The organism is Gemmatimonas groenlandica, assembly GCF_013004105.1.
Classification (GTDB): domain Bacteria; phylum Gemmatimonadota; class Gemmatimonadetes; order Gemmatimonadales; family Gemmatimonadaceae; genus Gemmatimonas; species Gemmatimonas groenlandica.
This window is the reverse complement of sequence record NZ_CP053085.1, coordinates 3,690,114-3,710,507: the sequence shown is the minus strand read 5'-3', so window position 1 is coordinate 3,710,507 and position 20,394 is coordinate 3,690,114. Positions and strand designations below refer to the sequence as shown.

Sequence of the window (20,394 nt, the reverse complement as noted above, 5' to 3'; positions counted from 1 at the left end):
AATTTCTCCTATGACGCTTTCCACTCGCCGGGCCCTCCTGTTGGTCGGCGCGCTCGGGGTGCTCGTCGGCTGCGGCAGCGACCCGCAGGTGCCCAGTGCCGCCGCGCCTACCGCCAGCACCACCGTGGCCGCTGCGGTGGCGGCCTCGGTGGCCGCCGTGCCTGCCGTGCGCATCACTGACGCCAAGGGGAAGGGCGTCAAGAATGTCATGGTGCGGTGGCGCATCACGAGCGGAGGCGGCAAGGTCGTGAACGACTCGATCCGCACCACCGGCAGCGGAGATGCCACATCGGGGGGCTGGACACTTGGCACGACCGCCGGCCAGCAGACACTGCAGGCCAGCGCCGATGGCATTGCCGTCGTCACCTTCACGGCCACGGCCAATGCCGGTCCGTTGTCACGGCTCACGCCGGTGAGTGCCACCGACCAACAGGCCACCGTTAACACGCCGGTGCCAGTGCTACCCGCCGTGCGCGCCGAAGACCAGTACGGCAACCCCGTCAGCGGGGCCGCGATCGTGTTCACCATCGTGCAGGGCAACGGTGTGCTGCTCGGCGCGCAGCAATCGAGTAACGAGCTTGGTATTGCCACTGTCGGCGGCTGGACGATCGGCACGGCGATCGGACAGCAGATCGTGACCGCGACGGCGACCGGCGCCAATCCCGCCGTGTTCAGCGTCAACGCCCTCGCCGGACCGGCCGCCGATCTGGTGAAGGTGACCGGCGACAATCAGGCGGGCGTCGCGAATATCAACATCGCCGTCCCGCCCGGCGTGCGCGTGGTCGACGTCTATGGGAATCCGGTGGGCGGCGTCCCGGTCACGTTCACGCCAGGCGCCAACTCGGGCACAGTGACCGGCGGCACCGTGATCTCTGATCCGGCCAACGGCACCGCCTTCGTCGGTAGCTGGCGACTCGGTACGGCGAGCACACAAACATTGATCGCCACCAGCTCGTCCATTCCGACCAAGTCGGCCACGTTCACCACCACGGTCACGTTGTCCGCATTCAACGTGGACGTCCGCTTCGTTGGTGACGCATCGCTGCCGGTACGCACCGCCTTCGCCAATGCGGTGGCCAAATGGCGGCAGGTGATTGTGGGGAGCATCGGTACCATCACCAACGTGAGCATTCCGGCCGGCCCCGCCGCGAACGCCTGCAGTGATTGGTCTCCGGCCGTCACCGGTACCGTACAGAACACGATCATCTTTGCCCGCATCGACTCCATCGACGGGCCGGGATCACCAGGTGTCGGCAACATCCTCGGACAGGCCAGTCCGTGCTACGTGAACGCCAACGCGATCCCATTTCTCGGCTTTATGGAGTTCGACACGTACGACGTCGATTTGCTCGTGGCACGCGGGCAGTTCGAGAAGGTCGTGCTTCACGAAATCGGACATGTGCTCGGTATCGGCACCGTCTGGAATTTTCAGCGCTCGCTGCTGAACACGTCCATCTCGAATGACCCGTACTACGTAGGGAGCGCGGCACGTGCGCAGTTCGCGGCGATCAACACCGTGACGTACTCGGGAAATCCGGTGCCCGTGGAAAACACGGGCGGTACTGGCACGGTGAACTCGCACTGGCGCACATCGATCATGCAGCGTGAGCTCATGCAGGGCTTCGCGGTCAATCAGGTGCAACCGCTCAGTCGCATCACGGTGGGCTCGCTGCAGGATCTCGGCTATACCGTGAATCTCGCCGCCGCCGATGCGTTTTCGCTCACCGCCGCCCTTCGTAGCGGCTTTGGCTTCGAAGCGACCTCGGGCACACCATATCGCGACCTGGTGCCGGACGTCGAGATCAAGCAGCGTCGCGCCGATGGCAGCATTGCACGGATGCCAAGAGAAAAGCGATAAGCCGAGCGGCTCGCGGGCAGGCGATGTGACGGTCAACACAGCGCCTGCGAGAAACCGAGGAACTGCGTAGTCGCGTGCGCGTAGCATTCAGGTACGGCGATGGAGCCGGAGCTCCATCACCATCCGCCAGGACTGCACATGCACTATGCCGGTCGTTCGATTTTCCGCTTCCGCGACGTCGCTCGCGTGGCGTGGGCCGTAGGCGCCTCACTTTCACTCGCCGCCTGCGGCAGCGACAACGTATCCGCGCCGATCGACGCGATCAGCCCGATCGCGATCGTGCCCGCCGCACTGGTGGCGGCCGACGGTGACAATCAGGTCGGCGATCCGAATACGCCGCTGCTGATTGCGCCGAGTGTGCGGCTGCTCACCGATGCTGGACGTCCGGTGCCGAACGTAAGGGTCACCTTCACGCCAGCGGGGAATTCCGGCGCGGTGGCGCGTAGCACCGCGATCACCGACAGCACCGGGTACGCCTCCGCCGGACCGTGGACGCTCGGTACCGCGATCACGCAATCGCTGGTGGCGTCGTCTCCCGCACTACCCGGCAGCTCGGTCACTTTTCGCGCCAGCGTGCGCCCCTCGCAGTTCGATATCGCGGTGCGCTTTATCGGTGACGGCGGCACCGCCCGTCAGCGCGAGGCATTTGCCAGCGCGGTGGCGCGGTGGCGGCGGGTCATCACGGGTGACGTCGGTACGGTGCCGCTGAACGTGCCAGCCGGCGAGTGTCAGAGTTGGATTCCCGCCGTGAACGAAAGTATCAACGACCTGCTCGTGTTCGTGCGCATTGCCTCGATCGACGGCGCGGGGAAGATCCTTGGTCAGGCCAGTCCGTGCTACGTCAATTCGAGCAACAAACTGCCGATCATGGGCTTCTTCGAGCTCGATCAGGACGATCTCGCGCTGCTGCTCGCGCAGGGCACGCTGGACAACGTCGTGCTGCACGAGATGGGACACATCCTCGGCATCGGCACGCTCTGGAATTATCAGCGGCAGCTGCTCGTCGGCGCCGGCGGTGATGATCCCTCCTTCAACGGCGCCGAGGCGCGGGCACAGTTCGCGAGCACGCCGGGCTTCAGCTTCGCCGGTGTCGGTGTGCCGGTGGAGAATTCCGGCGCGACTGGCACGCGCGATTCGCACTGGCGCCGCTCGATATTCGGCAACGAACTGATGCAGGGCTACGCGCAACCGGGAGGCATGCCACTCAGTCGTATCACCGTTGGTTCGCTCATCGACATGGGCTACGTCACCGCGATGAGCGGGGCTGATGGGTATTCGTTCCTCACGGCGGCGCGGGTCATGGCGCCAGGCACCAGCGAGGGCACTGTTATGTCGTTCGGTAACGACATCGCTGCCGCCCCCCTGTTCGAAGTGGAACGCAACGGGTCGCGACGACTGGTCCGACCGAGACTGCGATAGCAGCCCGACGCCTCACTGCAGGAGCGGGAGCTACGGCGTGGTCGGCGCGCTTACCGACCCGCCGGTTATGGCGAGCCACAGCATCAGCGCGACATCCGTCGGCAACGCGATCGACTCCCGCAGCATATACTCGATCGCTACCGCGCGATTCGCCGAAATCGGACTCGTGCGCGTGGGCGACGGCAGTGGTCGCAGCCCGTGCAGGCGAGCCAGTACGTCAAGCCGGAGCATATGGAAGGGATCGCTCACGAGCAGCACGCTGGGACGAGTGGGCATCGTGTCGCGGACGGCCACTGGCAGTGAGTCACGCCACGCCTTGAGCAGCGCCGCCGCGCCTTCCATCGACGCCAGAGACGTGCGCCCGGCGGGCTCGAGGAGAATGGACTGCGTGGGCACGCCGCGTCGCACGAGATAGCGTCGTCCTGCCGCCGCTTCGCTGATCAAATCACCCGGTCGACGCCCTCCCGTGAGCACGACACGGGTGGCCCGATCGCTCTTCCAGAGGGCGAGGGCGTGGTCGAGGCGGGCCCGCAGGACCGGTGACGGACGTCCCCCGTACTGCGCCGCGCCCAGCACGACAATGGCATCGGCGTGCCCCTCCGCCGCGCGTCGCGACCAACCGAAGATGACCGCCACGCACAACACCCACCCCGTCAGCACTGCGCCGATGAGCCGGGGTATGGGTGGGGGCCGATACCGGCCTCGGGCGACGCGTTCCATCCTGCCAAACTACTGCATGCGAGCCTGTCGCGAAGGTTGCGGCACGCGAGCCGCGCTTATGCCTAGAGCGTCACGACCACGCCGGGCGCCGGGATGTCGACGGTAAAGCGATCGGCCCGAAGCCGTTCGGCGAATGCCGTCTGCGCCGGCGTTTCACCGTGGACCAGATACACGTGCGGCGTATTCCTCCCCTCGGCGGTGCCCCCGTCCCGTACCGCGGTCAACCAGGCATGCAGTTCAGTGCGATCGGCATGCGCGCTGTAGCCGTTCAATACTTCCACCTGCGCCGCGAGTTCGACCTCGTCACCGAAGATCTTGATCACGCGCCGCTGCTCCAGAATGCGACGGCCCAGCGTGTGTTCGGCCATGTAGCCCACGATCAGAATCGTATTGCGCGCATCGCCGGCGCCGTTGCGCAGATGGTGCAGGATGCGACCCGATTCCGCCATGCCCGACGCGGCGATGATGACCATCGGGCCCTGCATGGTGTTCAGCGCCTTGGATTCGTTCACGTCGCGCGTGAACTTCACCAGCGGGAAGTCGAACAGATCGTTCGTGTGCCGCACCAGATCTTCGCTGTGATCGAACACTTCGGGATGCATCGCGAACACCGACGTGGCATCGGTGGCCAGCGGCGAATCGATGAAGATCGGCACTGACGGAATCTTGCCGGCCCGGTGCAACTGATGGAGGTCGTACACCAGCTCCTGCGTACGTCCTACGGCGAATGCGGGAATCAGCACGCGACCGCCACGGGCCGCGGTCTCGCGTACGACACGCCCGAGCTCCTCGCGCGCCCCCTCCACCGATTCGTGATCGCGATTGCCGTAGGTGCTTTCGCACAACACCACATGCGCGCCACCCGTGGGTGGCTCGGGGTTGCGGATAATCGGCAGGTCGTGGCGTCCCACGTCGCCGGAAAAGACCACGCGTCGGAATTCCTCACCCTCGCGCAATTCCAGCACCACCGAGGCACTGCCGAGAATGTGTCCGGCCTCGGTATACATGGCGCGCACCCCGTCGGTGACCTCGAACCACTTGTGGTACGGCATCCCGATCATCTGCTCGAGCGTGCGCGTGGCGTCCTCCACGCGATAGAGCGGCTCGGCGTGCGGTTGTCCACGGCGCTCGAGAAACTCGGCGTCCTTTTCCTGGATATGCGCCGAATCGGCGAGCATGAGCGCACAGAGGTCTCGCGTGGCCGACGTGGCCCAAATGGTGTTCTTGTAGCCCTGGGCCGTGAGAAACGGCAGCCGACCGGCGTGGTCGATGTGGGCGTGCGAGAGTACCACCGCGTCGATTTGGTCGATGGGCAGCGGGAGCTTGGCGTTCTTCTCACGGCTCTCGCTGCGCTTGCCTTGGAACATGCCGCAGTCCAGCAGCACGGTGCGCTGGCCGACGCGGATGATGTGGCAGGAGCCGGTGACTTCCTGCGCGGCGCCGGAGAACTCGATCTGCATATGCACCTGAATCTGAGGTAAGAACGCCATCCTTCCTGCGCACATACGACGACACGGCGCGAACTCGATCGGCCCTGGCGCTCAGCCCACTTCGTCGGAGTTATCGATGTGGCCGACCGGACCGCGAGCGTGACTCTGGCCTCCTGCCGTGACGTGCGCGTTGACCCGTGAGGACATGAGCTCACACAACTTCAGGATCTGTCGGTCGGCCAGTGCGTAGTGCACGAAGAGACCATTCTTTCGGCGCTTCACGAATCCGTGCGCGTGCAGAACCTGCAGATGCTTGGACACGTTCGCCTGCCCCAGTCCGGTGCCCGCAACGAGTTGGTTCACCGTCTGCTCGCCGTACTGCAGCGACCGCAGCAGTGCCAGGCGAGCGGGCTCCGAAAGAGCCTTAAAGCGGTCCGCCACCAAGGGCAGGACACCATCCGTCAGAATAAAACGACCCATCGAAACCTCGCATAGTCCCCGGCATTTCCCCCGTCGATTGGACGACGGCGGTCGCGCTACAGGCGCGACACCCAATCTTATGCTCGCGGTCGCCATCTGAACAGGGACAGAAAGTGTTCCGCCGGCGCAATGTTTTGTCAGAAGCCCATCAATACTGCATCGGACCGTCATTCCCCGTCTCGTGGAACACGAGACGCTTTCACCACTCGCGGTGCATCGGCCATTCCGTGATCGGCGCGATATGCGCGCGGCCGACCAGATCCTTCACGTATTCGAACAGTGCTGCCGTAACGCGTGTCATGAGGTTATGCACGCCCTCTCCTGTCGAGATGGGTGATCGCTCTTCGTCGAGCGAGTCGGATGCTGCGCTTGCCAGAGACCTCTGCATGTTGCGCGCCAACACACGGCTTGAGCGGCTCCGGCATTGTGAACGCATGCTAACGCGTGTCACGACATTGCGCATGTGTGTCACAGCACATCATCCGAAAAATTCTTCGCTGTGAGCTGTCGTTGTGGTCGAGCTGAAGCGGCTGAGTTGACGACCGTCAAATTTTCCATGGATCACGCCGCTTTACCGCTCGCACGAACAACGCGCGCCGCACGGCACTGTTCGTTGAACGATTGACGCCGAGCGGCTCGAGACGCATCACCGAGACCGCGACCCATGTCACAGTTCGCGCGCGCGCGTTGCATACGCGTACGTCAGATCACGAAATCCGATCCTGCTTATCGTCCGGCTCGCTTCTTCGAGATCGTGTCGACTCCGCCTACGCTCGCTTCCTCCTCGACTGCGCCGACATCGTGCTGACGGCTCAGTAAGGAGCGGTCAGCTCCGCGGCGACGCTCACCAGTCGGACTACAGTCCGTGCGGCATATCAGCCGGCTGCAGATCGGCGGGCTGCCGAAGGTCGCGACGCGCCAGCAACTTCTGCAACGACTGGCGATGCAGACCCAGGGCACGTGCCGTGCGGGCGATGTTTCCGCCGTTCCGCGCCAGCGCCGCACCGAGAAACGCACGGTCGAACTCACGCAGGGCGCGCTCGCGCGCTTCCACAAAGGGCAAGTCAGCCGACTGCTCCATGATCGACATCGCGCGCATCGGACGCTGCATCGTCAGACTCGTCGGCAAGTCGCACGGGCAGATCTCCACCCCATCGGCCATGACCAGCGCGCCCTCGATCACGTTGCGCAACTCGCGCACGTTGCCGGGCCAATCGTAGTTCAGCAGGATCTCGCTCGCCTCGTCGCTGATCCGACGCGCCGGCAGGCTGTGACGCTCGGCGAACACGTGCAGGAAATGACTGGACAGCAACGGCACGTCGGCCTTGCGGTCGCGCAGCGGCGGCAGCGCCAGCGAGATCACCTTGAGGCGATACAACAGATCCTCGCGGAAGCGGCCATCGGCCACCATCTCGTCGAGCGGCCGATTGGTGGCCGCGATCACGCGGACATCTACCCGCGTCGTCTTCGTGCCACCCACCCGCATCACTTCACCGCTTTCGAGGGCACGCAACACCTTCGCCTGAGCCAACGGCCCAAGATCGCCGATCTCGTCGAGAAACAGCGTGCCGCCGTGCGCCGCTTCGAACAGGCCACCGCGATCCTTCACCGCACCGGTGAATGCCCCGCGCGTGTGTCCGAACAGCTCGCTTTCTACCAGCTCCGACGGCAACGCCGAGCAGTTCAGCGCAATGAACGGCTTGTGGCGCCGGGCGCTTTCGTCGTGGAGGGCGCGCGCCACCAGCTCCTTGCCGGTGCCGCTCTCACCACCCACCAGCACCGTCACGTCGGTCCGTCCAACCCGCGAAATCATCTTGAATACGTCCCGCATGACCGGCGTCGTACCGTACATGCCGCGGAACTCGCTCACCTCGGCATTCGGCTCCGGCGTGGCCTCCACGCGCAGGGTCGTCATGGCATCGGCACGACGCAAGAACGCGATCACGTCGTCGCGCTGCACCGGCGTGTTGATATAGTCGGCGGCTCCCCGCTCGAACGCTTTAATGGCGGCGTTGGTGGCGCCAGGCGCCGTCGCCATCGCCGTCAGTAGCGTCGGGTGCACTTCGTGCAACTCGTCGAGCAGGCGGAAGCCATCGTCGCCGGGCAGCTGCTGGTCGGCGATCACCACATTGATCTCGGCGCGGGTGATGATCTCACACACACCAGCCGACTGAGCGGCGTGCAACAGATCACGGCCGTCCGCTTCCACGATCACACGCAGCGCGTCCACGAACGACATGCGCTCGCTCACCACCAGGATTCGCATCTTGGCCGTCGGCTGCGTCGAACTTCCCCGGGCTGCAATTCGCAGATGACGCTCGCGAGCGGCCGGAGAGCGCGGGGATGCCAGCGCGCTGCGGACCTGCGTTGAGGGATCGACGTTGTACAGAGCGACGTTGCTCATAAGCGGAGTCTCGTTTGGACAGGCACCGTGGTGCCTGCCCGTGGTGGGCGTATCGGGCACGGCGGGAAAGCACCGTGCGCTCGTGCTGCACATCACAGATCGGGAAAACAAAAAGGCGCGACGTCTGCTCTGGGTGAGAGCGAGACTTCGCGCCTTCGACTCCGGGATCGGTATCCCGTCGCCAAGGTTGGATCGATCGAGCGATCCATATGTCGTCCTGCAGTGCTGCTTCCGGGAAACTCGGCGCCGCGGATAACCCGCTGGTGCGTCATGTCCCGGAGCTAGAGTATCGTTCGTCCCAGTCAGCCGCGCAAGGCTAATTTGTCACAGTTTGTGTCGCAGATCGCACCCGGCTGTGCACAAGCGACCGGATTCTCCACATCGAACCCGCGCGGTTGTACTACACCAGCTTGACCAGAAGTTCCAATCGGTGGCGCAAGTCGCCAAGTGTCTTGGACTTGAACGCCCCCTTAGTCTCCTCGAGCACCGCGATCGTCTCTTCCACGGCCGATTGCAGCTGTGCACCGCGTGGGCAGTTCATGAGCTGACACGGGTGCGGCTGCAACGTCTGTTGTCCCGCCAGCGCGCGTCCCAACTGTTCGAGATCGGTCAGCGATCCCATCACGTTGCGCAGCGTGAGCGCCAGAAACGTGTCCACGCCCTGCCCTTCGGTGGCCGGCGCCACGGGCTGCGCTTCCACCTGCGACCGGTACTCGCGAAGCCGCGCTTCGGCGCTCTGCATCGCCTGATAGGACCGGAAACGCGCGACAGCGCTCGTCACGCGCTTCAGAAGCTCCGGGAAGTGCACCGGCTTCACGAGATAGGCCGCCACCGGCAGTTCGATCGACGCGACCGCCGAGCGCACCGAGGGGAAGCCGGTGATGATGATGATCGGGAGCCCGCCACTGAGATGCGCGACTTGCTGTACCAGATCCAGATCCGCATTCCCCGGCATCTCGAGGTCGGTGATCAGCAGGTCGTAGGTTGCCGCCGAAATCGCGCCCAGCGCCGACGCCGCGTCATCGACCGTGTCCACGGTGAATCCCTCGCGTCGCAGCAACTCGGCGGTCGAGTTGAGAAACGTCGGCTCATCATCGGCGATCAGAATTCGTCCGCGACTCATCGCAGCACTCCAGTATCCAAAGGGGTCATCGGCAGACGGACTTCGAATTCAGTCCCACCTTGTGGCCGATCATGTACGACAATGGAGCCGCCCACAGCGTGAACGGACTGCCTGACCAGCGAAAGACCGATGCCCATCCCACTCGTTTTGACTGTGCGGTCCTTCGTGCTGAAGAACGGGTCGAAGATGCGCTGTCGCAGCGCATCAGGAACGCCGGGCCCCTCGTCAGTCACACGCAGCACGCACTCGTCCTGCTCAACGATCGCCGTCACGGTAATCGTGCCATTCGGCGGCGATGCATCGAACGCATTCTGTACGAGATTGTACATCGTTTGCCGGAGAAGCGCATCGGGAACCGGCACCAGCGAGGGCGCCCGGGACAGATCCGTCACGATTTTTACCTGCCGAACGCGATTCACCTGCTCGAGAAAGCTCACCGCGTCGGTCACGGCCAGAATCACCGACGACTGGGCGATCATGGATTGATCGGGGCGGTACGTCTCGTACAACTGCCGCGTGACCGCCGCGATACGCGCGATTTCGCGTTCAATCGCCCCCACGAACCGATAATGCGGATGATCGCCCGGAATCGCCCCGCGAATGAGTAGGAAGGCATTCTGGATGCCGGCGAGCGGATTATTGATCTCGTGAGCCACGCGGGCCGCGAGTTGCCCCATCGTAGTCAGGGCGCCGATTTCGCGCAGCGATTCCTCGGCCCGTTTGCGCATGGTCAGGTCACGCCCCTCCACCAGCACTTGCACCACCCGGTCGTCTTGGTCGAAAATCGGCTTCAGCGAAAAGTCGATCGACGCCAAGCGTTCGCCCGGCCGGTCAACCTCCACTTCGAAGCGATTCGTGTCACCGGCCCGCGCTTTCACGAAGCGATCCTGCACCCGTTCGCTGGTGAGCGCATCGTCGGCCCACCACGGCGCCTGCCAGAAGCGCACTCCCTGCAGCGCGTCGGCGGTGGTCGCAGCCAATTCGCCGGCGGCACGATTCGCCTCCAGAATGCTGCCATCGTAGTCGAGCAACAACTGCACCTGATTCGCCGTGTCGAACATTGCCCGGAACCGCCGTTCGCTCTCCTCGCGTGACGCGTCCGCGAGCGCGCGCTCCGTCACGTCGGCCGAGATTCCGAGCACGCGAACCGGGCTGCCGTCGGCCAGACGTTCCACCACGCGGCCGCGGTCGACCAGCGCATGCCACGATCCATCGCCCGCGCGCAGCCGATACTCGCACTCGAAGGCATCGGCGCGACCACTCACGTGCGCATCGAGTGCCCGGGCATACGCCTCGCTGTCATCGGGATGGATCAGCGCCGACCACGCGGTGAATCCGCCGTCGAGGACCGTCGGGTCGATGCCGAGATAGCGCATCAACGCCGGACTGCGGTGCATCGCACCACGCGGAATCTCAAGTTCCCAGACGCCATCGGTGGCCCGCTCGATGGCGAGCTGCATGCGCTCCATACCTTCGCTGCTGGCCTGTGCCCACATCGCGCGCTGCTGCCACATCGTGAGCGACAGCAGCACGGCGACCGAAAATCCCAGCAGCAACACGAGTTCGGGCAGCGTGGAGCGCGACGTGCCGACGGCCTGCGACACCGACACGGTCAGTTGTCGCGCCCCCAGCTGCAGTGGCGCCGAATACACCGGCGACGCTGCGGCGACCCGCCCCGCCAGAATCGAGTCGCCGCGCGACACTGCCAGTGCGAAGCCGCCGCGCGCATCGCCGGCGAAGTCGGAAATCAGCTCGGCCTCGTTTACAAAGCCGACGACGACCGTTCGCCCGTACGACGGCGATGACGGCTGCGCGTCGAGGGGATACAGCAGCGCAATGCCCCACGGTGCGTCGTGCAACGCGACGACATGACGCCTTGGCAGCGCGGTGGTCGTCGCCGAGCGCATCGAAGTGAGATCTCGATGATATGGCTTTGACATGAAGTCGATGAGCTGACGCTGAACGCCTGGCCAGAGCGGCGTCGCAGGAACCGCGCGCAAGATAGTGCCCGCGGAATCCATCCACACCATGCCGACCAGACCGTCGGTTTCCTTGACCAGCAGGGGGAATGACGTCGTCCACGCCGCATCATCGATGCGACCGCCGCCGGACAGAAACGCCGCTGTGCGACCAACCGCCCGGTCGACCCCAAGGAACTGCCGTTGCACCGCCCGATCCAGTGCCTCGGCCGCGATGGCGGCGCGATCCCGTGTCTGTGACTGTTCGCGCGCCACCAAGGCCTGCCACAGCACCAACACCAGGAGCAGAGTACTCGCACCGGCGAGGACCGGCGCCCACCGCGGCGGCGCCTTCGTGCCTGGCTCATGTGCCATGTTGCGCTGCAGAAGCGCCGTGCCCAGCAGCAACGACGCAAGCAAGCTATGCAGCGGCGCTCGGGCCGCTGCCCACGCTCCATCAGTTCCCAGCATCCCGGCGAGCTGGGCCAACAGCAATACGCCGGTGCTGGCGACAAGCAACGCTGATAACGCACCCGTTACCGTGCGACGACGCTCCGACTGCGGCTCCGAGGCGAGCAGGTACAGCGCCACGCCGTACAGCAGAAACAGCAACGCCGCCGACACAGGAACATCTCGCACCGGTGACGCGTCGCCCACCCGCGCGCGGGCCAGCGCGTCGATCGGCAACGTCGCGTGCTGCCAGGCGGCCACCAGAGCAATCACCGCTGCCGCCCCACATGCGAGAGCCAGGCGTCGCGCCAACGACCGTCGACCGGACAGCTTGGCGATCATGCCCGACGCACCCGCGACAATCATCACCGTGCCACCGAGTCGCGCCGGCGGGAATGTCTCGAACGGTTGCACGAGCCACGGAACGCCGAACGTCCAGCCTAGCAAGCTTGGCACCGTCAGCGCGATGGCGGCGACGGCGAGCCAGCGAGTAAATCGCGGATCAGACGTGAGGGGTGGCTCCCAACCTTCGGCGTTCATACGAGAAGGATTGTCGATGGGCTCGGCGCCCATTGCTAGGTGCAGCCGAGCGGCTGCAGGCGTTGCGCCGGTACGATTCAGGTTTCGCCGAGTCGAATCCAGCGACGCACGGTCGGTGCTTGAAAGGCCTGTAATCGGGCCAGCATCGACGAGGCATCATCACTGACCACCAACCACTCCCGTGGATTTCCGCGCAGAAATCCCTCCGCATCGACGTGCTCCAGCAGTGCGAGCAGCGGCGCCCAATAACCCGATACATCGAAGAGGCCGATCGGCTTCTGGTGCACACCGAGCTGCGCCCAAGTCCAGGTCTCGAAGAACTCCTCGAGCGTTCCCAGTCCGCCCGGCAGCGTAATAAAAGCATCGGCGAGCTCAGCGATCATCGCCTTGCGCTCGTGCATCGAGTCCACGACGCGCAACGCGGTCAATCCGTGATGCGCAACTTCCCGCTGCACCAGACCATGTGGCATCACACCGATGACCTCACCGCCGGCCGCTATCGCGGCGTCGGCTAGTGCTCCCATGAGTCCGACCCGACCGCCACCGTAGACCACGGTCAGGCCTTGCTGAGCGATGACCGTGCCGAGGGCCCTTGCACACTCCAAGTACTCCGGACGCGCACCGTCGTTCGATGCGCAGTACACCGCCACGCGCTGCATGGGACTGGCGACCGGAACGGGTCTGAACGCCGTGGCGGAATCGTGGGGTACAGTGCTCATGCGGGAAAGCTAACGCCGATCGGAGATGGGCGATGACTGCAGCGTGTTCATCCGTCGCGAGGCACCCCAGAGGACGACCGATGCCAGCCACGGCCCGAGACACGCCAGCAGCACGACGGCCCACTCCGGAGCGCCGCGATTCGACCCGCTGTTCCACCACAAGGCTTGTGCGCTGGTCAGTACGGCGTCGGCCGAGACCACGGTCGCCAGCGCGCGACTCCAGCGCGACGCCGTGCGTCGCGCGCGTGCACCGGATGTTCGCGCGCGCAGCGCGCGAAGTCCGAGGAGCAGCAGCGCGTCGAACACCACCCAGGCACTCTGCACCGCGCCCGACGGAAACCACGGAAACGTAGGTGCCAGCGCCAGCAGTACCGTCCACGTGATCAACATCCACTCCAATGCCCGCAGCAGTACTGCTGGCCCGCGGATGAGCGTATGCACGCCGAATTGCCACAGTGACCCTCCCGCGAACGCCCGCAGCCCGTCGAGCATCGCACGGGCGCTCGATCGCTCGCGGGGGTAGGCCAGATAGATCGGTTCCCACCCCTGCGGGCGCAGCTTGCGCTTGAACGCTGCGAGGCCGTCGAAGTTGAACAGCGGTCGTGACCAACTGCGCGCGGTGCGCAGCCAGCCGCTTACCGGTCCGGCGAGCGGCGCGAGTCCGAGGGTGACCCACGACACACCATCCGCCGCCAACTGGAGCATGGCATGATGCACCAGCAGCTCGGCCGTGCCGTTCGGTGCATCGGGGTCACGCAGCAGGTGCTCGAACAGCCATCCCGCACGTGCCGGCACCGGCACGATCGATAACAGGGCCACTGGGACGCCGTCGCGCATCGCGACAAACGATTGCCGCTGCGACAGCCACGCAAAGGGGTCGACCGTCACCAGAAACCCCATGCGTGGCATCGGCCGCGCGGCGAACCACCGGTCAATCAGCCGCTCCAACCTCGCGCGGCGCATCGGCTCGCGCATCATCGCAGCATCGAGCCGCTGCACGGTGACGCCCTTCGCTTTCGCGCGGCGCAATTGCTCGCGCAGCGAGCGGTGATGCGCAACGTGATCGGCCCACGATTGCGGATTCCATACCGGCTGCTCGCCCAACATGACGCGCCGGAATCGCGGCGATGACGCGAGAATGCCTTCGGTCGCGAAAAAGCTCGCGCGGCAACGCTGCGACGCCGCGAACGCCACAAAAGCTTCGGCCACCGCGATCGCCTCGTGCGGGGCAGCCACCGGCTCGCCGGCCGAGACCATCGCGCCCGGTGTCCGGTAGTAGGCCACTAGTCCGCGATCGCCCCGCGCGTCCGTCAGAAACCAATGCTCGAGTCCCGCCCCGAGCGCGCGGAACGCCGTCGCCGTGCGCCCGTAGCGCTGGATCAGCACGAGCGCACGGTCATCGTCGCGTGCAGACGCGACGTCGGAGGCGATGCCGGAATCGGAGGCGGGGGAGGTGGGCACGGAGTTCTGCGGATACTACCGGGAGGCCACGAAGAACGGCTACCTTCGTGCCTATGCCCACCTCGCCGCGCACGTTCCCCACGCTCAGCATCGTCGACCACCCATTGGTCCGTCACAAGATCACGCTGTTGCGCGACCGCGCGACGCCGACGAAGCAGTTCAAGGAGCTGGTGGACGAGATCGCCATGTTGATGGCCTATGAAGCCACGCGCGATCTGGCGTTGGAGTCGGTGCCGGTCGATACCCCGCTCGAAACCACGCACGGGTGGTCGGTGCGCGGTAAAAAACTCACGCTCGTCCCTATTCTGCGCGCCGGACTCGGCATGGTCGAAGGTATCCTGCGCTTGATGCCGTCAGCGCGCGTTGGACACATCGGCCTCTACCGCGATCACGATACGCTCGAGCCGGTCGACTACTACTTCAAGGTGCCGGGCGATGTGAGTGAGCGGGATTTCCTGCTGCTCGATCCGATGCTGGCCACCGGCGGCAGTGCCGCCGCCGCCGTTTCGTCACTGAAGCGCGCGGGAGCGACACGCATTCGCTTTCTGTGTCTCGTGGCCGCACCGGAGGGCGTCGAGCGACTGGCCCGCGAACATCCCGACGTGCCGATCCTCACCGCCGCGCTCGACCGCGAACTCAACGAGCACGGCTACATCCTGCCGGGACTTGGTGATGCAGGCGACCGGCTGTTTGGTACGCGCTGAGTAGGGAGTAGGGGGTATGGAGTAGGGCCGTACGCCTTACTCTCGACCCCTTACTTCGCTGTTATCAACCAAACCACTCGCGCGGCTCGGTGCGCTGCTGATCGGCCGCTTCGAGCACCCATGACTGCGCGATCGGTTCGGTGACTTCGTCCGCCACTCGCTCGAACCACTGCTGCGCCTGCGTATCGTCGCCGATCCGCCGCCATAGTTCGCCGATGAGATACGTGATCACGGCCCGCTCTTCCATCGGCACCCCGTCGAACGCCTCAAGGGCGTCGGCGAAACGCCAGGCGGCCTTCCGCCGGAAGTACCGCTCGGCCTCGGTGTCGCTTTCGTCCACGCAGCACCAGGCGGCCCGCAGATAGAGATCGGCGAGATACCGCGGATCGCTCTCCTGCCACTCCGCGACTTTGGCGGCGTGCTCGTACTTGAGAGAGCCCGACGGCAACTGTGATGTCAGCGACGGCGCCAGTTCGCTCCACACCAACGCGCGCAACATCTCGTCGGGGTGTGCGTCTTCGCCGAAGTCCCGCTGCACACCGGCATAGCCGCAGTGTGTGCAAAGATGGACGAAGTACGGCAACGGCTGCATGCCGGCCGCGCGTTCGTGGAAATCGGTGCGTTTACCACCAAAGGCATTGGTGGCAACGACCGTCTGCGAGCGAAACAGCGTCTCGCAGACGGGGCAGGTCAGTTCGATGAGATGGAGCGTGGTCATGGCACGGCGTCAGGGGACATCCTTCAGTCTCGGCACCGACTGCCTCAGAGTTGAACACGAACCCCCGGATTCGGCGCGGCGAGCTTGTACGGCCCCGAAATCGCGGCTATCTTCTCGCGACTTGTTCGGCGATTAGTGCTCGTAGCTCTCGATCGCGTCGGTCTCCCGTTCCCGGGTCGTTGATGTTGATCAATCTGGTACCGGATTTTCTCGCCGTACTCGAAGCCGACGATCGGGTGTCGGCGTACCTTGCCTATTTCGAGCGCCACAAGGCGCTGCTGACGGCCTACTGGGACAACTATGTCCTCGAGCCCTCAGGGCCGCATTTCGACGAGGTCGTGCAGTCCACGATCAACGCGAATCGCGATGACCTGCTCACGCTCCTCTCGCGCACCGACGTGGTCGCGCTCGCACGCCAGGCGGAGGAGAAGGTCCGCACCCTGCTCGACATCGATGTCCCCTACGATGTCGTGCTCATGGTCGGCGTGGGCGCGGCGAATGCGGGAGAGCTGGTCGTCAACGGACGCGGTGTCGCCTTCGTCTGCCTCGAGCACTTCACCGGTGTCGCCAATCCGGACACGCAGGGACTCGGTCTCGATCCCGAGTTGATTCCGCTCTGGCTTGCGCACGAACTCACGCACGTGGTGCGCTACACGTCTCCCTCGAGCCGCAGCGACATGCGCGGCTTCGTGGAAGACGCCGGTGGCTATTACTCGTACTGGGAAACGGGCCGTCAGGCTTCGCTGCGCGAGTTGCTAGTGAATGAAGGACTCGCCGTGCACGTGTCCCGCGCCGTCAGCCCGGGACACGCCGCGTGGGAATACTTCGGGTTCGCGCGGAAGCAGTACGCCCGCGTGCGCGAGGTCGAGCCGGTGCTCCATCGTGCCCTCGTCAGTGACGGCGATCGCGCGGCCCTCGGCCTGCGCCTCCGCTACCTCTCCGGCGGTATGAGCGACGAAGCCCGCACCGTGGAGCGCACGGTCCTGCCCGAACGCGCCGGCTACTTCCTCGGCGCCCGCATGGTGGAAGCCGCCATCTCCGCCCGCGGCTACGCCTGGGCCACCCGCGCCAGCGTCCACGAACTCGCCACCGTGAACGAACCGGTGATGGAGCGCCCGAGGCTCACGATCGTCGGGTGACGTTTGTGCTGACGGTTCGCTAACGGCGAACTGCAACTGCCACAGCCAGAACACGGAGACCACAGATCAAACGGAAACTGACACAGATAAGCAAAGAGCGCTCTTTGCTTATCTGTGTTGGTTCTGCGAAAATCAGTGGTCTCCGTGTTCTGGCAGTTGCAGTCGCAGTTGCCGTTCCTACTTCCCGATGCAGAATTCGCGGAACACCCGATCCAGCACATCCTCGGTATCGACGATGCCGATGAGATCCGACAGCGACTCGCGCGCCGCGTAGAGATGCACCGCAGCCACCGGCGCCGGCAATGCACCACTTTCCCAGGCGAGCAGAAATTCGCACAGCTCATCGTGTGCGGCCGCCAGTCCGGCGCGATGACGCTCGCGCGTTACCATCACATCATCGCTGGTCGGTAGCCCCACCGCATTCGCGACCGCCGCTCGATCTATCGCGTACAGCAAGGCGCGCAGCCCCTGCCCCGTCTCGGCGCTGACTTGCAGCCCCGGTCCATCGGCGCCCGACGCATCGAGATCTGCCTTCGTGTGCACCGGAATCACCGTGCCACTCGTGCGCGTGGCGATCGCCTCACACGTCGCCGCGATATCCCCAGCACTCGCGCCGCAGGCCAGCACGACCTGCGCCTGAGCGAGATAGCGTGTGCTCACTTCGATGCCGAGTCGTTCGATTTCGTCGGCGGTGTCACGGAGGCCGGCGGTGTCCACGAAGCGCAGCGGGAGCGGCGCGCGATCGAGCACGGCTTCGATCGCATCGCGCGTCGTGCCGGCGATCGGCGTCACCAGGGCGCGGGACTCTCCCAGGAGCGCGTTGAACAGCGACGATTTGCCGGCGTTCGGGGGGCCGGCAATCACCACCAGCACGCCATCGCGCAGCACGGCGGCTTGCGGGGCGGTGTGCATCAGCGCGCGCAAGGCGTCGCGCAGCGACTCCGCCGCATTTTTTATCCGGGCGGGGGCGATCGGTCCATCGTCTTCCTCAGGGAAGTCGATGTCGTAGGCGATCAGCGCTTCGAGATGAATCACGTCGTCGCGCAACGCAAGTAGGCGTCGCGAAAGCCCACCATCGAGCTGCGACAGCGCCTGACGGTGCATGGCGGTGGTGCGCGCATCGATCAGATCGGCCACCGCTTCGGCCTGCACCAGGTCCATGCGGCCATTCAGCACCGCGCGGCGCGTGAATTCACCCGGGGTCGCCGGTCGCGCCCCGGCCGCCACGCAGGCGGCCAGGACCAGCGCCGGTACGACGTGCCCACCATGCGTGGAAATCTCCACGACATCGTCGCCCGTGTAGGAGCGCGGCGCGGCGTACCAGGTGATCACCGCATCGTCGAGTGGGTCGCCGTTCGGGTGTTGCAGCGCGACCCGGGTGGCGTGTCGTGGCTGCAGGGCAGATGCGCCAAGGGCGCGAGCGATATCGATCGCTCGCGCCCCTGACAACCGAATGACGGCGATCGCGCCGCGTCCAGCGGCCGTGGCAAGGGCGACGATCGTGTCGTCACCACCAGGCAGCTGGCGGGCCGTCACCACGTCGTTATCCCCGCACGACCGGTGGCTGCGCCTTCGTGCGCTCCTGCGAGATCAGCCACTGCTGCGGCAACGACGCGAGGTTCTGCACGAAGTAATAGAGGTTGAGACCCGAGGCCATGTTGAAGAAGATCACCATCATCATGGCGGGCATCAGATACATCATCATCTTCTGCTGCTCGTTCGCCTTCATGCCGCGCATGCCGATGTACGACAGGCCCATCGCCGTGATGGCCACGAGCACCGGCAGCACGAAGAACGGATCCTTGAGCGAGATGTCGGGGAACCACAGGAACGACACACCGCGGAATTCGATCGTGTTCTGAAACACGAAGAAGAGCGCGAAGAACACCGGCAACGGGATCAGCATCGGCAGACAGCCCGACAGGGAGCTGAACGGCGACATGCCGTGCTCCTTGTATACGCGCATCATTTCCGCCTGCAGCTTGGTCGGATCGCCCTTGTATTTGGTCTGGATTTCGGCCAGGTGCGGCTGAATGCGCTGCATCTGCATCGAACTGCGCATCGCCTTCTGGTTCAACGGCCAGAGAATGAGACGCACCGCCACGCCGAACACCACCAGAATCCAGCCGTACGAGAGCCCAAGCGTCGACTTCATCCACAGCAGCAGGCGAATGACCATCGTGGCGAACGGCTGCACGACACCCTGCAACCAACCGCCGTACGGGTTCGACGTTTCGAACGAACGCCCGATCGCCACCAACCGCTTGAACTCCTGCGGACCGGCGTACACCTCGAACGCCACCGCACCGCTCTTGAGCGAGGCCACGATGGTGGCTTCACTGCGCGTGGCGGCCTTCGCCACCCGCACGCCACCCGTGAAATTCACCTCGGCGAATCCGGGCACGCCCTTTGGGGCCAGCACGCCAAGCAGGAAGTACTTGTTCTTGGCCACCGTCCAGTTGATCGGGCCGGTCTCGATGCGACGCTCACCCGGATCAAGCGAGCGGAAAGCGACACCCTTTGCGTTTTGCTGGTCGAGCTTGTAGGCGTACGCGAGATGCGACTGATCTTCGGTCGTGTCTGATTCCGACGAGCGGAAGCCGGGCGGCATGTCGATCAGCAGGAAGCTGTTCTCGGGCGCGCCTTTCACGACCGCCGACACGTTCACGCGGTAGCTGTCCGGAAGGAACGAGTACGCGATCGTGATCGCGCGCGCGCCGACGGTGGCGTCGTAGCGCACGACCGCGCGGCCGTTCTCTTCGGTGCGCGTCGTGGTGAACATCTGCGTATTGAGCGCGACGGTGTCACCGGGCGTCACCAAGCGGAAGCTGAGCAACCGGTCGCCCGCTTTCGCGAGCTCTACCGGGCCACCCTTGGTGCGGCCCTTGTTGGAGAGCGCGAGATACTGCTGCATCTCGACGCCGATCAGCGCCGCGCCGCGGTTCGTGGTGCGGAAGACCGCCGGCGTGGTGGTCACCACGGCAGTGTCGACCGGCAAGACGACCGGCTTCGGAGCGGCGTTGAGCGAGTCGGGCAGGGCGCTCATGCCGGGCGCCGTGCCACCGGCGGCCACCGTCGCGGAATCCGCGACGACAGGATTGGTGCTGGAGCCGGTGCTGGCGACCGTCGCCGAATCGGCGAGGCGCAGGGAGTCTGTTACCGCGGTCTTGCTTCCAGGCGCCGGGACCGGCGACGGGAAGAGGATCGGCGTCAGAATCAGGACCGCCGCCATCAGGACGACGGCGAGGGCGATGCGACGTGGTTCCATGGT

General features: G+C 65.2%; 15 protein-coding genes. 4 read left to right on the top strand and 11 right to left on the bottom strand.

Features of this window, described 5'->3' with window-relative positions:
* Positions 1-10 precede the first annotated feature (10 nt).
* Positions 11-1,858, top strand: a complete 1,848-nt coding sequence (locus HKW67_RS15830; protein WP_171226311.1) for a leishmanolysin-related zinc metalloendopeptidase — start codon at positions 11-13, stop codon at positions 1,856-1,858.
* A 99-nt stretch (positions 1,859-1,957) separates the two neighbouring features.
* A complete protein-coding gene (locus tag HKW67_RS15825) occupies positions 1,958-3,277 on the top strand; it encodes a leishmanolysin-related zinc metalloendopeptidase (RefSeq protein WP_171226310.1) in 1,320 nt (439 codons plus the stop codon).
* Positions 3,278-3,307: 30 nt separating this feature from the next.
* On the opposite strand, the gene HKW67_RS15820 is transcribed toward HKW67_RS15825, so the two are convergent.
* From HKW67_RS15820 to HKW67_RS15785, 8 genes are all read right to left on the bottom strand, one after another.
* The gene (locus HKW67_RS15820; RefSeq protein WP_171226309.1) at positions 3,308-3,913 is read right to left on the bottom strand and encodes a YdcF family protein; all 606 of its coding nucleotides are present in this window, start codon (positions 3,911-3,913) and stop codon (positions 3,308-3,310) included.
* A gap of 146 nt (positions 3,914-4,059) precedes the next feature.
* On the bottom strand, positions 4,060-5,487 hold the full coding sequence (locus tag HKW67_RS15815; RefSeq protein ID WP_171226308.1) for an MBL fold metallo-hydrolase: 1,428 nt from the start codon (positions 5,485-5,487) through the stop codon (positions 4,060-4,062).
* Between the two features lie 51 nt (positions 5,488-5,538).
* Positions 5,539-5,907 carry an ArsR/SmtB family transcription factor gene (locus HKW67_RS15810; protein ID WP_171226307.1) on the bottom strand — a complete coding sequence of 123 codons (369 nt, stop codon included), beginning with the start codon at positions 5,905-5,907 and terminating at the stop codon, positions 5,539-5,541.
* An 856-nt stretch (positions 5,908-6,763) separates the two neighbouring features.
* Positions 6,764-8,311 carry a sigma-54-dependent transcriptional regulator gene (locus HKW67_RS15805; RefSeq protein WP_171226306.1) on the bottom strand — a complete coding sequence of 516 codons (1,548 nt, stop codon included), beginning with the start codon at positions 8,309-8,311 and terminating at the stop codon, positions 6,764-6,766.
* 400 nt (positions 8,312-8,711) lie between these two features.
* Positions 8,712-9,434: a response regulator gene (locus HKW67_RS15800; protein ID WP_171226305.1), complete on the bottom strand. Its 723-nt coding sequence runs from the start codon at positions 9,432-9,434 to the stop codon at positions 8,712-8,714.
* Entirely contained in the window at positions 9,431-12,382 is a 2,952-nt protein-coding gene (locus tag HKW67_RS15795; protein ID WP_171226304.1) for a PAS domain-containing sensor histidine kinase, read from the bottom strand. Before HKW67_RS15795 ends, HKW67_RS15800 begins: the two co-directional genes overlap by 4 nt.
* A 77-nt stretch (positions 12,383-12,459) precedes the next feature.
* Entirely contained in the window at positions 12,460-13,101 is a 642-nt protein-coding gene (locus HKW67_RS15790) for an LOG family protein (RefSeq protein ID WP_206044451.1), read from the bottom strand.
* A gap of 9 nt (positions 13,102-13,110) precedes the next feature.
* The gene (locus HKW67_RS15785; RefSeq protein ID WP_206044450.1) at positions 13,111-14,562 is read right to left on the bottom strand and encodes a DUF2156 domain-containing protein; all 1,452 of its coding nucleotides are present in this window, start codon (positions 14,560-14,562) and stop codon (positions 13,111-13,113) included.
* A 53-nt stretch (positions 14,563-14,615) separates the two neighbouring features.
* On the opposite strand from HKW67_RS15785, the gene upp reads away from it, so the two are divergent.
* The gene (gene upp / locus HKW67_RS15780) at positions 14,616-15,266 is read left to right on the top strand and encodes a uracil phosphoribosyltransferase (RefSeq protein ID WP_171226303.1); all 651 of its coding nucleotides are present in this window, start codon (positions 14,616-14,618) and stop codon (positions 15,264-15,266) included.
* 64 nt (positions 15,267-15,330) lie between these two features.
* On the opposite strand, the gene HKW67_RS15775 is transcribed toward upp, so the two are convergent.
* Complete coding sequence (locus tag HKW67_RS15775) at positions 15,331-15,984, bottom strand: DUF2225 domain-containing protein (protein WP_171226302.1); 654 nt, start codon at positions 15,982-15,984, stop codon at positions 15,331-15,333.
* A gap of 182 nt (positions 15,985-16,166) precedes the next feature.
* Here HKW67_RS15775 and HKW67_RS15770 point away from each other — a divergent pair, with 182 nt between their 5' ends.
* Positions 16,167-17,123, top strand: a complete 957-nt coding sequence (locus HKW67_RS15770; protein ID WP_171226301.1) for a DUF2268 domain-containing putative Zn-dependent protease — start codon at positions 16,167-16,169, stop codon at positions 17,121-17,123.
* A 177-nt stretch (positions 17,124-17,300) separates the two neighbouring features.
* On the opposite strand, the gene mnmE is transcribed toward HKW67_RS15770, so the two are convergent.
* Both mnmE and yidC read right to left on the bottom strand, forming a co-directional pair.
* A complete protein-coding gene (mnmE, locus tag HKW67_RS15765; RefSeq protein WP_171226300.1) occupies positions 17,301-18,662 on the bottom strand; it encodes a tRNA uridine-5-carboxymethylaminomethyl(34) synthesis GTPase MnmE in 1,362 nt (453 codons plus the stop codon).
* 4 nt (positions 18,663-18,666) lie between these two features.
* A complete protein-coding gene (yidC, locus tag HKW67_RS15760; RefSeq protein ID WP_171226299.1) occupies positions 18,667-20,391 on the bottom strand; it encodes a membrane protein insertase YidC in 1,725 nt (574 codons plus the stop codon).
* Positions 20,392-20,394: the final 3 nt, after the last annotated feature.